Source organism: Conyzicola sp., from assembly GCF_057073975.1.
In genome coordinates this window covers 1-13,928 of record NZ_JBXMIS010000086.1, presented here as the reverse complement: position 1 = coordinate 13,928, position 13,928 = coordinate 1, and the positions used below count along the sequence as shown (strand labels likewise).

The window sequence follows — 13,928 nt, the reverse complement described above, 5'->3', positions numbered from 1 at the left end:
GATCCAGCCCGCGGGGTGCTCGCCTCGGCCTCTGTCGCCCTGTGGATCGGCGCAGCTGGCACGGGCATCCTCGCCATCGTCGCCCTTGGCGCGGTCATCGGCGGGCAGTTGCGATCCCGCCGGTCGGAGGTCGTGGTGCTGCGCGCTATGGGTGTCGGCGCACGATCGCAGGCGAGGATGCGGTGGGGTGAGCTTGCGGTCGTGCTCGCCGCGGGAGCACTGGCGGGCCTCGTCGCCGGCGGCCTCGTCACCCTGCTCGTGGTTCCGCCCCTGGCCAGGGCCGCCGTGCCGCTGGCGTACGACAGCATCCCGACACCGGTGGCGGTGGCGATCGGCGCCCTCGGTCTCGCGGTTGTCGCGCTGGGTGCCGGGCTCTCGATCGTGTCCGGCTCCTACGGCGCTGCCGTGCAGCGGCAGGCACGCACGGCTTCTGCCCGTGAGGATGCGCTGTGATCCGATCCAGCACCAGCACCATCGGCATCCTCCTGCGCCACGCGGCCTCCCGGCGCTCGCCGGCGATCCTGCTCTGCGTGCTCGTCGGCATCGCGGTGCTCATCGTCGCCCTTGTGCCACGTGCCCTCATCGCGATCTCCGATGACGAGCTGCACTCCCGGCTCGAGGCATTCTCTGCGACGCAATCGGCGCTCACCGTCACCGGAAGGTTCGGACTGTACTCCGACGGAACCACCTCGGCCGATGACCTCCTCGACCCGACGGATCGCGTGCTCGCCGCCTACCCCTCGACGCTCGACGCTCCCCTTGGCCCCGCACTCGGCCAGCCGGACTGGTTCCTCGTGTTCGACCCGGAGCGCACGACGAACCGCCACCCAGAGGCGGTCGTTCAGTCGACCATCAGCCTCGTCATCGACGAGCGCTTCGACGAGCGCGTGCGCTACGTCGACGGCTCGCCCCCCAGCGCCTGGCGGGGCTCCCTTGTCGACGAGACGCCGCCCGTCGACCGGCCCGCCCTCGAGATCGGCATCTCCAGCGAGGTGGCGCAGCTGCTCGAGCTCGGCGTTGGCGACGTGCTCGACTACGCGAATGGCCCGCTGCTCGTGAGCGGCATCTGGCAGCCCGCCGACCCCGATGACGCCTACTGGCAGCGCGCCGCCGACCTGCTGCATCCAACCGCGGCGACGACGCTCAGCGGACTGCGCATCGGCGATGCCGCAGCAATTCTCGACACCGGCTCCGCCGTTGCCCTCGGCCCCGTGATCGACCGCGCGAAGGTCGACGCGTCGTTCCCCCTCACGGGCACGCCGTTCTCCTTCGCGGAGGCCACGGAGATCGCAGACCAGGTGCGCAAGGCAACGAGCCTCGGCCTCGTGCTGCCCAGCGGCTCGGGGCTCGCGGTGCAGTCGGTGCTTCCATATGAGCTCGCCCGCATCCAGCAGGGCGTCACCGCCCTCACCGCCCTGCTGGCGCTCGCGCTGTCTGCTCCGCTCGGCATGCTGTGCGCAGTCATCGCGCTCGGTGTGCGCTCGGTGATCCGCTCGAGGTCGGCGGCCATCACGCTCGCAGCAGCACGTGGGCTCAGCGAGTCGCGCATCCGGGCCCTCCTCGCCGCAGAGGGGCTCGCGATCACGGTGCCAGCGACCGCGCTCGCCCTCGTGGTCGCCGGTCTCATGCTGCCTGCCACCACCCCATCCATCGTCGTGCCGCTCCTGGTCGGTGCGGCTGTTCCCGTGGTGTTCGCCGTCATGACCTCCCCACGCCGGCTCGCCATGACCAGAACGGATGGTGGCGCCGCAGCAACCGGGCGCACCCGGCTTCTCGTCGAATCCGCCACCATCGGCGTGACCGCCCTCGCCGTCTTCCTGCTGTTCCGTCGCGGACTGCTCGAGAGCGGCACCTCCGTCGGCGTCGACCCGCTGCTGGCCGCCGTGCCACTGCTGCTCGCCCTCTCAACGTGCGTCGTCGTGCTGCGGGTGTACCCGCGATTGCTGATGTGGCTGCAACGACGCGTGCGTCGCCGACCTGGTCCGGTCGGAATTCTCGGCATCGCCCGCGCGGTTCGCGATCCGGCGCTCGGCTTCAGCTCCGTGCTCGCGATCGTCATCGGGGTCTCGGCTGCGGTGTTCTCCCTCATGATGGCGTCGACCGTCTCCGTCGGCCTCCAGGCCGCCGCTCGACAGCAGGTGGGCGGCGACCTGCGTGTCGTCTCCACCTCGGGAACCCTGCCACCATCCATCGAGAGTGCAGTGCGCGATCTCCCCGGCGTGGCGGTCGCCACGGCCGTGCAGGAGGCGCGTGGGGGCGAGATCACCCGCGATGGCCGCCCCGCTGGCGTCACGATCGTGCTCGCCGACACGCGGTCGCTGTCGATACCGCAGCTTGCCGGCGGCGCGGATGCGGCGGTGCCATTCCTGCAGTCGAGCGATGTCACGAGCGAGCCAACCGACGATCTGCAGCTCAACGACCTGCCCGCGCAGTTCGCCGGCGTCATCGACTCCAGCGCGCTGCCGGTCGCGTCGAGCGCGTGGGTGCTCGTGGATGCCGCCTACGCCGAGCGGCTCACCGGCGCCCCGTTCGCTCCTCAGCAGGTGCTCGTGACCCTCGCGGGCGGTGCAGACGAGTCCGCCATCGCCGCTGAGCTGGAGCGGCTCGCGCCAGGGGCGACGGTTTCCGCCGCGAGCGCCCTCCTCGACAGGGCGCAGAGCCGACCGGCGATCATCGCGCTGTTGGCTGCGCTGCTGGCCGGCGCCATCCTGTCATTCGTCCTGTGCGCGTTCACTGTCGTAGTGAGCGCCGTCACGGCAGCGGAGTCACGGGCGCGCACCGTCGGTGTCATGCGGCTGCTCGGCATGCCGGCAGGTCGCGCCCGCGCTCTGCTTGGCTGGGAGCTCGCCCCCGTCACCGCGAGCGCCGTGCTGGCCGGAACCGTGCTCGGCATCGCCCTGCCGTTCCTTCTTGCTGCCGTCGTCGACCTGCGCACGTTCACCGGCGGCTCGATCGTTGTCGACCCGGCGATACCGCTTCCGCTCGTCGCGGCAGCCACCCTCGGTTTCGCCGCCTTCGTCGCCATCACCGGATTCATCGCCTCGGCCAGCGGAAGCCGCGCCGATCTTGCCAGCACCGCACGAATGGGAGCGGAATGACCATGAGCACATCGCCACAGATCGAGTGCGTCGACCTCGTGCGGATCTTCTCCGCCGCCGGCATCGAGGTGCAGGCGCTGCAGGGCCTCAACCTCCGGGTCGAGGCAGGAGAGCTCACCGCGATCGTCGGCGCATCGGGGTCGGGCAAGTCGACTCTGCTGTCGATCCTCTCTGGGCTCGACGCGCCGACCGCGGGCACCGCGCGCGTGGCCGGCCATGACCTTCTCGCGATGAAGCTGGCTGAGCGCTCGGAGTACCGGCGCACGACCGCTGGGTTCATCTGGCAGCAGACAACCCGCAACCTCATCCCGTACCTGACCATCGCAGAGAACGTCGCGATGGTGCTCGCAATCGCGGGGGTGCGACGGCACGACCGCTCGCGGCGCGTGGCGGAACTGCTTGCGCTGCTCGCAATCGACCATGTGCGCGACCGTCGACCGGCACTGATGTCTGGCGGAGAGCAGCAGCGCGCCGCGATCGCGGTCGCGCTCGCCAACGAGCCGGCCGTGCTGTTCGCCGACGAGCCGACAGGTGAACTCGACGAGCACAACTCCGCGATCGTGCTCGACGCCATGCGCGATGTCAACGAGCGGCTCGGCGTCACCGTTGTCATCGTCACGCACGACCCCGACGTCTCCTCGCACGTGCGGCGCACGGTGCAGATTCGCGACGGGCGCACCTCGACCGAGGTGCTGCGATCCACTCGGGTCGACGGCGACGGCAACGAGCAGCACCTGGCAGAGGAGTTCGCCGTGCTCGACCGGGTCGGCCGACTCCAGCTGCCACAGGAGCAGGTAACGCGTCTCGGCATGCGCGACCGGGTGCGACTGGACTTCCAGGAGCGTCACATCGAGGTTCACCCCACCACCGACAGCGAGGAGCCGATCGCATGAGCGCGCTGCACTGCACCGATCTGAGCCGCACCTTCGGCAGCGGAGACACCGCGACGAGGGCTCTCGATGGCGTCTCCCTTAGCGTCGAGGCCGGCGAGCTGGTCGTGCTCCGCGGCCCCTCTGGTTCTGGCAAGACGACGCTCCTCAACCTGCTGGGCGGCCTCGACGAGCCGACCACCGGCGAGGTGTGGCTCGGCGAGCAGCGACTCACGGGGGCGAGTGAGGCAGAGCTCACCGAGGTGCGCCAGCGCAGGCTCGGCTTCGTCTTCCAGTCGTTCGCCCTCATCCCGTTGCTGTCGGCTGCCGAGAACATCGAGATGCCCCTGCGGGTGATCGAGACGGATGGTGTAGCGCGAGACGCGCGCGTTGCCGAGCTGCTGCAGCTCGTCGGCCTGGCCGATCACGCCAACCAGCGGCCGACGGAGCTGTCGGGCGGGCAGCAGCAGCGGGTCGGTATCGCGAGGGCTCTGGCTAACCATCCGCGGGTGCTCATCGCCGACGAGCCGACCGCTCAGCTCGACAGCGGGACCGCTGCGACCATGATGTCGCTCATCGCCGATCTCGTGCACATCCAGGGTGTCGCGGCGATCGTCTCGACGCACGACCCGCGCATGGCCGAGCTGGCCGACCGCGTGGTCGAGATCCGCGACGGACGACTCGTCGCCTGATCGGGAGTCGGGCTAGGCCGACTTCTCGGTGGGGCGAACTGCCTTGCGCGGAACGATCGTTGGTGCCGCGTTGTTGATCACGGCATCCTTCGTGACGATGACCTTGGCGACGTGATCGTCGGAGGGCACATCGAACATGATCGGCCCGAGCACCTCCTCCATGATCGCGCGGAGGCCACGGGCACCGGTCTGGCGAAGCACGGCGAGGTCGGCGATGGCCTCGAGGGCGTCTGCCTCGAACGAGAGCTCGACGTTGTCGAACTCGAACATGCGCTGGTACTGCTTGATCAGGGCGTTGCGCGGTGTCGTCAGGATGTCCATGAGGGCCACCTGGTCGAGCTGCGTGACGGTCGCGACAACGGGAAGGCGGCCGATGAACTCTGGGATGAGCCCGAACTTGTGCAGGTCTTCTGGCAGCACCTGCTCGAACAGGTTCACGTCGTCGCCCTTGCTGTGCAGCGGGGCACCGAAGCCGATGCCCTTCTTGCCAGCGCGCGAGGAGATGATCTCCTCGAGGCCGGAGAAGGCGCCGGCGAAGATGAAGAGCACGTTCGTGGTGTCGACCTGGATGAACTCCTGATGCGGGTGCTTGCGACCGCCCTGGGGTGGAACGGAGGCGACCGTGCCCTCGAGGATCTTGAGCAGCGCCTGCTGCACGCCCTCGCCAGAGACGTCGCGCGTGATCGAGGGGTTCTCCGCCTTGCGGGCTATCTTGTCGATCTCGTCGATGTAGATGATGCCCGTCTCGGCCCGCTTGACGTCGTAGTCGGCGGCCTGGATGAGCTTGAGGAGGATGTTCTCGACGTCTTCGCCGACGTAGCCTGCCTCGGTGAGGGCGGTGGCATCTGCGACAGCGAACGGAACGTTCAGGCGCTTGGCGAGCGTCTGGGCGAGGTAGGTCTTGCCGCAGCCGGTCGGGCCGATGAGCAGGATGTTCGACTTCGCGATCTCCACATCGTCGATGACGGTATCGACCGAGGTGAGGGTGTTGCGGGCACGCACGCGCTTGTAGTGGTTGTACACCGCGACGGAGAGCGCCTTCTTCGCGGCCTCCTGGCCGATGACGTACTCCTCGAGGAAGGCGTAGATCTCGCGGGGCTTAGGCAGCTCGAACTCGCTCGAAGCCTCCTCGCCTGCCTCGGCGAGGCGCTCCTCGATGATCTCGTTGCACAGCTCGACGCACTCGTCGCAGATGTAGACGCCAGGCCCGGCGATCAGCTGCTGCACCTGCTTCTGGCTCTTGCCGCAGAAGGAGCACTTGAGCAGGTCGGCACTCTCACCGATTCGCGCCATGCGCAACTCCCTCCGGTCGCAACCACCACCGCTGAAGACAACGCTGTCTACTCGGCTGGCTGAATACTTTGAACGAGCCTAACCCGATCCGGTGACGCCAGTGAGCACCCCGTGCAAAACCGTCATGCGGCGTGGCGGAGGTAGCCTTGGAGCCATGAACCCGCGCGCGACCCGCACCCTGCGCGGCGTCGCCGCCGGCACGGTCGCGACGCTCGTCGCGGCGGCGTCGCACGGGCTCGCCGGCGGTGCCATGCCCGGGGGCGCTGGCCTCGCACTCGCCCTTGCCTTCTCCGCGATCGTGAGCATCGCCCTCGTGGGCCGCGGGATGCCGGCGGCGCGGCTCGCGGCATCCGTCGCCATCAGTCAGCTGGCCTTCCACGTCGTGTTCAGCACCCTCGGCGGCGCGGGAGAGGTCGTTGTCGGCGCCGGCCACCACGGCGCTGTGCGCGTGAGCACGGCCGCAGAGTCCATGAGCCACGCGAGCCCGCTCATGTGGCTCGCGCACGCGGTCGCGGCCGCGACAACGATCGCGGCACTGCGCTTCGGGGAGCGCGCCGCCGCATCCATCGCCGCCACCGCCCGGATGCTGCTGGCAGCGATCCTCTCCCCCACCGTCGTCGTCGTCGCAGCCATCACGAGCGACCACCGCCCGAGCCGGGTGCGGTCGCTCGTGCCCCGTGCGGCGCGCGAGCTCATCGCCGCGTGCGGCCTGCGCGGGCCCCCGCCCTCCTTCGCCGCCTGAGCCTCGTTGATCGGGGCGGCGGACACGCTCCCCTGATACCGCGCGGTTGCGCACCAACGAAGGAACACCCATGAAGAGATCCATTGCCCTGACCACGACCGCGCTCGGCGCCGGCCTCCTGCTCGCACTTGCCGCACCCATGAGCGCAAGCGCGCACGTCTCCGTCGATGCGTCGACGACGGCGGCCGGCTCCTACTCGGTGCTGACCTTCGCCACCGGCCACGGCTGCGAGGGCTCACCGACCACCGGCCTCGAGATCACCCTGCCCGAGTCGATCGTCGCGGCAACCGCAACCGTCAACCCGAACTGGGTGATCAGCAAGACCTACGCTTCCCTCGACGAGGCAATAGAGCAGGAGGAGGGCGACCCGATCACCGAACGCGTGGCCACCGTCGTCTACACGGCTATCACGCCGCTCGCGCCCGACCAGCGGGACACCGTCGCGATCTCCGTGCTGCTCGCGGGCGAGGTTGGCGACGTGCTCGAGTTCCCCGTGCTGCAGACCTGCGAGGTCGGCGAGACGAACTGGACGGGCGACGAGGTGCCAGCGGTCACGCTGACGGAGGCAGGGGAAGCGGAGGGCGGCCACCACGCCGACACCGCGACGTCGGAACCGGCCAGCACCGAGCCCGACGTGATCGCCCGCGTGCTCGGCATCGGCGGCCTCGTGGTCGGCTCCGTCGGCCTCGTGGTCGGCGTGACCGCCCGGCGGCGATCGGCATGAGGCGCGCAGCGGCCGCGGTGGCCGTAGCCCTGCTCGCCGTGCTGGCCACGGCCGGCCCTGCGTCGGCGCATAACTACCTCGTCGCCTCGACGCCCCAGGAGGGCGAGGTGCTCACGGCACTGCCGGAGCAGTTCTCCGTCACCACGAACGAGGCGCTCCTCGACCTCGCCGGGTCGGGATCGGGCTTCGGCCTCGAGGTTCGCGACGCCGAGGGGCTCTACTACGGCGACGGCTGCGTCACGATCGACGGCGCCACGATGTCGGCAGCGGCACAGCTCGGCGAACCGGGCGAGTACACCCTCGTCTACCAGCTCGTCTCGGCCGACGGCCACACGGTCTCCGACTCGTTCGGGTTCACCTGGGCTCCGGAGGGCGACGTGCAGCCAAGCACCGGCTCGACGTCGGCCGGCGACTGCAACGGGCTCTATGCCCGCGGTGACGATGTTCGGGAGCCGGCAGTAGCGGCATCCATCGACCTCGCCTCGCTGCTGTGGATCGGCGGTGCCATCGCGGCCGTTGCGATCGCCGTGCTCATCACATTGCTGGTGCTGAAGCCGAAGCCGAACCGGTCATAGCACCGAGAAAAGGGCCGCTCTCGAGAGAGAGCGGCCCTTTATCTAGGACCTAGCGGCCAGAACCTAGCGGGCGATCGCCGCCGGCACGTTCTTGCGGCTCGTGAGCACCTGGTCGATGAGACCGTACTCGAGGGCCTCGTCTGCGCCGAGGATCTTGTCGCGGTCGATGTCCTTGTGCACCTGCTCCGGCGTGCGGTTCGAGTGGAACGACAGCGTCGCCTCCAGCCACTCGCGCATGCGGAGGATCTCGCGCGCCTGGATCTCGATGTCACTCGCCTGGCCACGGCCGGAGTCGCCGGTCGCGGGCTGGTGGATGAGGATGCGGGCGTTGGGAAGCGCGAGGCGCTTGCCCGGCGTGCCGGCAGCCGCAAGCACGGCGGCAGCCGAAGCCGCCTGCCCGAGCACCGTCGTCTGGATCTGCGGGCGGATGTACTGCATCGTGTCGTAGATGGCCGTCATCGCGGTGAACGAGCCACCGGGCGAGTTGATGTACATCTGGATGTCGCGATCCGGGTCCTGGCTCTCGAGCACGAGCAGCTGGGCCATGACGTCGTCGGCCGAGGCGTCGTCGATCTGCACGCCGAGGAAGACGATGCGGTCCTCGAAGAGCTTCGCGTACGGGTCTTGACGCTTGAAGCCGTAGGCAGTGCGCTCCTCGAAGGTCGGGAGGATGTACCGTGCCTCGGCGGTGGGGCGTGCAACGCCCTGGAAGTCGAACTCGTTCATCTTCTCTGCCCTTACTTCTTGGTGATCGACTCGTCGGTGCCGCCGCCGCCGATGACGTCTTCCGCGTACTCGCGGAGGTGGTCGACGAAGCCGTACTCGAGTGCCTGCTGTGCCGTGAACCAGTTGTCGCGGTCGTTGTCGATGAGGATCTGCTCGATCGACTTGCCGGTCTGCTCAGCGGTGAGCTCTGCCATGCGCTTCTTCATATCGAGGATCACGCCGGCCTGGGTCTGGATGTCGGCGGAGGTTCCACCGAAACCACCAGACGGCTGGTGCAGCAGAACGCGGGCGTTCGGCGTGATGTAGCGCTTGCCCTTGGTGCCAGAGGAGAGGAGGAACTGCCCCATGCTCGCGGCAAGGCCGATGCCGACCGTGACGATGTCGTTCGGCACGAACTTCATCGTGTCGTAGATCGCCATGCCCGCGGTGATCGAGCCGCCCGGGCTGTTGATGTAGAGGAAGATGTCGCGCTTCGGGTCTTCTGCTGCGAGCAGGAGGATCTTCGCGCAAATCTCGTTGGCGTTGTCATCGCGCACCTCTGAGCCGAGCCAGATGATGCGGTCTGCGAGGAGTTGGTCGAAGATGCTGCTGACCAATGCCGGTTGGGCCATGTGTTGCGCTCCTGTGTTCGTGATGGGTGTTGCAGTTATCGCTTCCTCACGAAACTACTAGAGCGGCTGAAGCGAAACCGACTCGTTCGCTCTGGGCAGACTCAGAGCGGCAGGAGCCAGGCGACGGGCACTGGGCAATTCGGTTCCGAAAAACGCACGCGCAGCAATAGCCTGTCCCCATGAGCGATGCAGACTGGGAGGCGCGGGTCGCCGCCGTGTGGAACAGGGCAGGCGAGCTCAGCGACGACGCCGTGCTCGATGCCATCGACGACCTCGTCATCGAACGAGGGCGCGAGGATGCCGCCGCGGTCTTCGAGGCAGCATCCGTTCGCGACTACCTCGGCCGCGAATCCGAGGCGGAGCCGTTCTACCGCAGGGCACTGGAGCTCGGTCTCGACGACGTGCGCCACCCCCAGGCGATCATCCAGCTGGCCAGCACGCTGCGCAACCTCGGTCGGCCAGAGGAGGCGGTGACAATATTGCGCGGATGGATCGTGCGGCATCCAGAGCACCCGCTCTCCGATGCGGGGCGCGCCTTCCTCTCCCTCGCCCTGCTGAGCTCCGGACACGACCGCGAGGCCGCCATCGTGGCGCTGCGCACGCTTGCGCCGACACTCCCGCAGTACTCTGCCGCCGTCGCGGAATACGCAGAAGAGCTCTAGCAAGCGAAAAGGCCCGCCACCGATGGTGACGGGCCGATTCAGCGTTCAGGTCAGTGCGAGTGACCCTCGTGGTCGTCGTGGTCGTGACCAGCGTGCGATCCGGCGTTGGCCGACTGCAGCAGGTCGGCCGCTGCGGTGGGGTCGAACTCGTCTTCATTGGCACCGAAGGCCTCGGTGAAGGCAGAGACGTCGACGGCCTTGCCCTTCGAGTCGACGACCTTCGCCTTGCCGAGGATGACGGCGAGCGCCTTCGAACGCGACACCTCGCCGATCATGCCGGGGATCTGGCCGTTCTTGTCGAGCACCTGGATGAACTCGCCCGGCTCCATGCCGTACTGGGCGGATGCCTGCACGAGGTACTGGGTCAGCTCGTCCTGGTTGACCTTGATGCCCTCGGCCTCGACGACGGAGTCGAGCAGGATCTGAGCGCGGAAGGCCTTCTCGCTCGACTCGGTGACCTCTGCGCGGTGCGTCTCGTCCTCGAGGCGGTTCTCGTTCTCGAGGTGGCGGTGCACCTCGTCTTCGACGAGCTTGGCCGGAACGGGGATCTCGACGAGCTTGACGAGCTCGTCGACGATCTGGTCGCGGGCGGCAGCGGCCTGGCCGAAGGACTTCGACTTGGCGAGCTGCTCCTTGATGTCGGCCTTGAGCTCCTTGATGGTGTCGAACTGGCTGGCGATCTGGGCGAAGTCGTCGTCGGCCTCTGGCAGCTCGCGCTCCTTGACCGAGTTGACCGTGACGGTGATGAGCGCCGTCTCGCCCTCGTGGTCGCCGCCGAGCAGAACTGACTCGAAGGTCGTGGTCTCGCCGGCGGTGAGGGTGTCGAGGGCGTCGTCGATGCCGTCGATGAGCTCGCCGGATCCCAGCTCGTAGGAGATGCCGTTCGCAGTGTCGACCTCGGTGTCGCCGATCTTGGCGACGAGATCGAGCTGCACGAAGTCGCCCTTCTTGGCCGGGCGGTCGACCGTGATGAGCGTGCCGAAGCGGCTGCGAAGCTCGTCGAGCTCGTCCTTCACGTCATCGGCAGAGACCTCGACGGCATCGACGGTGAGCGTGAGGCCCTCGTACTTGGGGAGGTCGAACTCGGGGCGAACGTCGACCTCGACCGTGACGACGAGGTCGCCGGAGAAGTCCTTGATGTTCGGCCACACCGAGATGTCGGCCTCTGGGCGACCGAGGGTGCGGATCTTCTCGTCGGCAACCGCCTGGCGGAAGAAGGTGTCGAGACCGTCGCTGACAGCGTGGTTGAGCACCTCCTCGCGGCCGACGCGCTGATCGACGAGGGGCGGCGGCACCTTGCCCTTGCGGAAGCCGGGGATGTTGATCTGCGATCCGATGTGCTCGTACGCGTGGTCGATGCTCGGCTTCAGCTCGTCTGGCGTCACCGAGATGCTGAGCTTGACGCGGGTGGGGCTGAGCTTCTCTACCGTGGTCGTGACCATGGGTTTCTCCTGTTTGTCTGTTTTGTACGTGTCGGGGCGACAGGATTCGAACCTGCGGCCTCTCGGTCCCAAACCGAGCGCTCTACCAAGCTGAGCTACGCCCCGGGATCCTCATCCGCGCAATGACCGGCCTACGGATGGGCTAATTTACGAAAATGGCCTCGGCAAGTCTAGCTGAGTTGGCACGCCCCTCGGCCTCCCGAGTGCGGGACCCTCAGAGTCGGGTTGGCTAGAATCGCCGTGACCACCCACGCAAACATCCAGGAGGCCACTGTCGTGACGGATTACTCGGGCAATCTGCCTCCGGCCGGCTGGTACCCAGACCCCTACGGTGCACCGCACGAGCGGTGGTGGGACGGAGCACAGTGGACCGATCACACGAACGTTCCAGCGGCACCTGAGCCCGCGGCCGCTCCGGTTCAGCCAGAGCCAGTGCAGCAGCAGCCTGTGCAGCAGCAGCCCGCGGCGGCGAGCTATCAGACGAGCGAGCAGGCATACCAGCCCTACCAGGCACCCCAGCAGACCGCGGAGCCCGCGTACCAGGCACCCCACCAGACCGCGGAGCCCGCGTACAAGCCGGCCGCATCTGCCTGGGACAACCCGGTTGCCGCCGCTGGATCGTCATTCGACGACATCTTCGCAACCGGGCAGTCGACCGCACCGCAGCAGGCTGCAGTGCAGACCGGCCAGCAGTCGTACACACAGGCCGCGCCGTCGTCGTATGCGCAGCAGCAGCCTCAGGAGTTCCAGCCGGCGGCCGCAACCGGAGCACCAGACTTCAGCCAGCTGATCGCAGGCGGAGCGTCGGGCTCGTCTGACCCCTTCGACCAGTGGTCGAACCAGGACTACGAGGAGCCGCCGCGCAACACCCTCGCGACGGTCGGACTCACGTTCGGCGTGCTCTCGTTCATCATCCCCGGCGTTGCCGGTCTCGTCGGCCTCATCACGAGCGCCCTCGGCCTCACGCGGTCTGCCGCGTTCAAACGCGAGGATGGCGTTGCGCTCGGACGAGGCAAGTCCGTTGCCGGAATCGTGCTGTCTGTCATCGGCACCGCCGCATCCATCTCGGCCGTCCTCTTCGTGTTGCCCGGGCTGATCAATCCGGCCGCCACCGGCACCGACACCGCATCAGAGGTCGTGGCCAACGCGCCGAAGACCGACTTCGGCAACATCGCCCTAGAGCAGGGCGCCACCGGCACGATCCTCTTCGCGGGAACGAGCGACCCCTCGATCCAGTTCGTTGTCACGAATGTCACACCGAACCCGACGTGCACAGAGGACCCGGATCTCGTGCTGAGCCCGGAGAACGGCGAGTTCGTCGCCATTACCATGGAGTTCACCACCGCAGAGGACTACGCCTCCGCCATGAGCACCGGTGCACTGCTGCAGGTCGCCAGCGCCGACTTCATCGGCCTGCTTCCCGACGGCACCGCCGTCGGTAACTCGGATGCAGGGCTCAGCTGCGTGCCTGAGGCAGAGCAGCTGCCCGCCGAGATCCCGGCGGGTGCCACGACCAGTGGCACCGTCATCCTCGATGTCAGCCCGCAGACCACATCGTTCAGCTACTCGCCGACCGGCGTGTCCGGGCTCGAGTCGACGACGACCCGCTGGGAGTGGGCGATTCCGCGCTAGTCGCGCGGCATCCGTTGCCTAGTCCTCGGCGAGAACGATGATCTTGTCGCCGAGGGCGAACCGCACGCGGTCGGTCTTGAGCGGGTTCACGCGGACGCCGTAGCGGTCTGCGCTGCTGCGCGACAGTGCGGCGATGCGGTAGCCGATCGCGGTCTCACCACGACGACGGGCCGCCTCGAGCACCGTGTAGAAGTCGACGCTGGAACCCTCGGTGATGTAGAGCTCGGCGGGGCGAAGGTAGATCTCGCTGCCGTCGGCAGAGAAGAGCGTCTCGAACACATCGGTGAGCTGCCGGTTCTCTGAGATCTGCGAGAGCAGGAGGCTGATCAGGTTGTCGCTGACGATGAAGTCGTCGGCGCGGGTCACCTGGGCCAGCTCGCGGTTGCGGATGTCCAGCATCTCGCTGACGATGGCGAAATCGCGCCCCAGCCGGTCCTGGATGTCGCGCAGGTGCAGCAGCGTGACCAGCGTGCGCGCATCGGAGCGCTGCGCCGCCTGGGCGGCCCCGCCACCGCCGCCGTCGGCGCTGCTCAGCACGATGATGTGGTCGTAGTTCTCCACCCCCAGCGCGTCCAGGGTGCGCCGGTCGGTGGTGTCGCCGCGCTGCAGCGAGAGGGTGAGGTTGGCCAGCTCGCGCCCCTGCAGCAGCGCCGACTCGCGCGCCTGCTCCACCTCCTCGCTGTCGCCCACCACCTGCACGCTGCTCCCCGCGGCCACGTAGGCGTCCAGTTCGCCGATGATGGCCGCCGCGCGGTGGTTCCACCCCAGGATCAGAGTGCGCTCGGCGACGGGGGTGCGCGGCTGCGCCTCGCGGATGGCCTCGGCATGCACCTCGGCGGAGGGGGAGGGGGGGGGGGGGGGG

14 protein-coding genes and 1 tRNA gene are annotated in these 13,928 nt (G+C 68.2%); 9 read left to right on the top strand and 6 right to left on the bottom strand.

The genetic code is table 11. From position 1 onward, the window contains the following. The 4 genes from AC14A7_RS07565 to AC14A7_RS07550 all read left to right on the top strand — a co-directional run. The coding region (locus tag AC14A7_RS07565) for an FtsX-like permease family protein (RefSeq protein ID WP_484007786.1) at positions 1–453 on the top strand (453 nt) is incomplete at its 5' end. Then, positions 450–3,098 carry an FtsX-like permease family protein gene (locus AC14A7_RS07560; RefSeq protein ID WP_484007784.1) on the top strand — a complete coding sequence of 883 codons (2,649 nt, stop codon included), beginning with the start codon at positions 450–452 and terminating at the stop codon, positions 3,096–3,098. The genes AC14A7_RS07565 and AC14A7_RS07560, both read left to right, overlap by 4 nt. A 2-nt stretch (positions 3,099–3,100) precedes the next feature. After that, positions 3,101–3,991, top strand: a complete 891-nt coding sequence (locus tag AC14A7_RS07555) for an ABC transporter ATP-binding protein (RefSeq protein ID WP_484007782.1) — start codon at positions 3,101–3,103, stop codon at positions 3,989–3,991. Next, on the top strand, positions 3,988–4,659 hold the full coding sequence (locus tag AC14A7_RS07550) for an ABC transporter ATP-binding protein (protein WP_484007780.1): 672 nt from the start codon (positions 3,988–3,990) through the stop codon (positions 4,657–4,659). Before AC14A7_RS07555 ends, AC14A7_RS07550 begins: the two co-directional genes overlap by 4 nt. Before the next feature lie 12 nt (positions 4,660–4,671). On the opposite strand, the gene clpX is transcribed toward AC14A7_RS07550, so the two are convergent. Next, positions 4,672–5,952 carry an ATP-dependent Clp protease ATP-binding subunit ClpX gene (gene clpX / locus AC14A7_RS07545; protein ID WP_484007778.1) on the bottom strand — a complete coding sequence of 427 codons (1,281 nt, stop codon included), beginning with the start codon at positions 5,950–5,952 and terminating at the stop codon, positions 4,672–4,674. 154 nt (positions 5,953–6,106) lie between these two features. Here clpX and AC14A7_RS07540 point away from each other — a divergent pair, with 154 nt between their 5' ends. From AC14A7_RS07540 to AC14A7_RS07530, 3 genes are all read left to right on the top strand, one after another. Then, positions 6,107–6,694: a hypothetical protein gene (locus AC14A7_RS07540; RefSeq protein ID WP_484007776.1), complete on the top strand. Its 588-nt coding sequence runs from the start codon at positions 6,107–6,109 to the stop codon at positions 6,692–6,694. Positions 6,695–6,764: 70 nt separating this feature from the next. Next, a complete protein-coding gene (locus AC14A7_RS07535) occupies positions 6,765–7,418 on the top strand; it encodes a YcnI family copper-binding membrane protein (protein ID WP_484007774.1) in 654 nt (217 codons plus the stop codon). Continuing rightward, positions 7,415–7,993 carry a copper resistance CopC family protein gene (locus AC14A7_RS07530; RefSeq protein ID WP_484007772.1) on the top strand — a complete coding sequence of 193 codons (579 nt, stop codon included), beginning with the start codon at positions 7,415–7,417 and terminating at the stop codon, positions 7,991–7,993. Before AC14A7_RS07535 ends, AC14A7_RS07530 begins: the two co-directional genes overlap by 4 nt. Before the next feature lie 63 nt (positions 7,994–8,056). Here the strand turns inward: AC14A7_RS07530 and AC14A7_RS07525 are convergent, their stop codons facing one another. Both AC14A7_RS07525 and AC14A7_RS07520 read right to left on the bottom strand, forming a co-directional pair. Then, positions 8,057–8,719: an ATP-dependent Clp protease proteolytic subunit gene (locus AC14A7_RS07525; RefSeq protein WP_484007770.1), complete on the bottom strand. Its 663-nt coding sequence runs from the start codon at positions 8,717–8,719 to the stop codon at positions 8,057–8,059. 11 nt (positions 8,720–8,730) lie between these two features. Then, positions 8,731–9,330: an ATP-dependent Clp protease proteolytic subunit gene (locus tag AC14A7_RS07520; RefSeq protein WP_484007768.1), complete on the bottom strand. Its 600-nt coding sequence runs from the start codon at positions 9,328–9,330 to the stop codon at positions 8,731–8,733. Between the two features lie 179 nt (positions 9,331–9,509). On the opposite strand from AC14A7_RS07520, the gene AC14A7_RS07515 reads away from it, so the two are divergent. Beyond that, entirely contained in the window at positions 9,510–9,992 is a 483-nt protein-coding gene (locus tag AC14A7_RS07515) for a tetratricopeptide repeat protein (RefSeq protein ID WP_484007766.1), read from the top strand. 50 nt (positions 9,993–10,042) lie between these two features. On the opposite strand, the gene tig is transcribed toward AC14A7_RS07515, so the two are convergent. Beyond that, complete coding sequence (tig, locus tag AC14A7_RS07510; RefSeq protein ID WP_484007764.1) at positions 10,043–11,434, bottom strand: trigger factor; 1,392 nt, start codon at positions 11,432–11,434, stop codon at positions 10,043–10,045. A gap of 31 nt (positions 11,435–11,465) precedes the next feature. Continuing rightward, positions 11,466–11,539, bottom strand: a tRNA-Pro gene (locus AC14A7_RS07505). A gap of 135 nt (positions 11,540–11,674) precedes the next feature. On the opposite strand from AC14A7_RS07505, the gene AC14A7_RS07500 reads away from it, so the two are divergent. Further along, entirely contained in the window at positions 11,675–13,066 is a 1,392-nt protein-coding gene (locus AC14A7_RS07500) for a DUF2510 domain-containing protein (protein ID WP_484007762.1), read from the top strand. A gap of 18 nt (positions 13,067–13,084) precedes the next feature. Here AC14A7_RS07500 and AC14A7_RS07495 read toward each other — a convergent pair. After that, positions 13,085–13,928, bottom strand: an 844-nt coding sequence (locus tag AC14A7_RS07495; RefSeq protein WP_484007760.1) for a potassium channel family protein, incomplete at its 5' end; no start/stop codon positions are given.

Coding starts and splice junctions, on each gene's coding strand:
- AC14A7_RS07555 (WP_484007782.1), top strand. CDS start 3,101: ATGAGCACATCGCCACAGATCGAGTGCGTCGACCTCGTGCGGATCTTC.
- AC14A7_RS07550 (WP_484007780.1), top strand. CDS start 3,988: ATGAGCGCGCTGCACTGCACCGATCTGAGCCGCACCTTCGGCAGCGGA.
- clpX (WP_484007778.1), bottom strand. CDS start 5,952: ATGGCGCGAATCGGTGAGAGTGCCGACCTGCTCAAGTGCTCCTTCTGC.
- AC14A7_RS07540 (WP_484007776.1), top strand. CDS start 6,107: ATGAACCCGCGCGCGACCCGCACCCTGCGCGGCGTCGCCGCCGGCACG.
- AC14A7_RS07535 (WP_484007774.1), top strand. CDS start 6,765: ATGAAGAGATCCATTGCCCTGACCACGACCGCGCTCGGCGCCGGCCTC.
- AC14A7_RS07530 (WP_484007772.1), top strand. CDS start 7,415: ATGAGGCGCGCAGCGGCCGCGGTGGCCGTAGCCCTGCTCGCCGTGCTG.
- AC14A7_RS07525 (WP_484007770.1), bottom strand. CDS start 8,719: ATGAACGAGTTCGACTTCCAGGGCGTTGCACGCCCCACCGCCGAGGCA.
- AC14A7_RS07520 (WP_484007768.1), bottom strand. CDS start 9,330: ATGGCCCAACCGGCATTGGTCAGCAGCATCTTCGACCAACTCCTCGCA.
- AC14A7_RS07515 (WP_484007766.1), top strand. CDS start 9,510: ATGAGCGATGCAGACTGGGAGGCGCGGGTCGCCGCCGTGTGGAACAGG.
- tig (WP_484007764.1), bottom strand. CDS start 11,434: ATGGTCACGACCACGGTAGAGAAGCTCAGCCCCACCCGCGTCAAGCTC.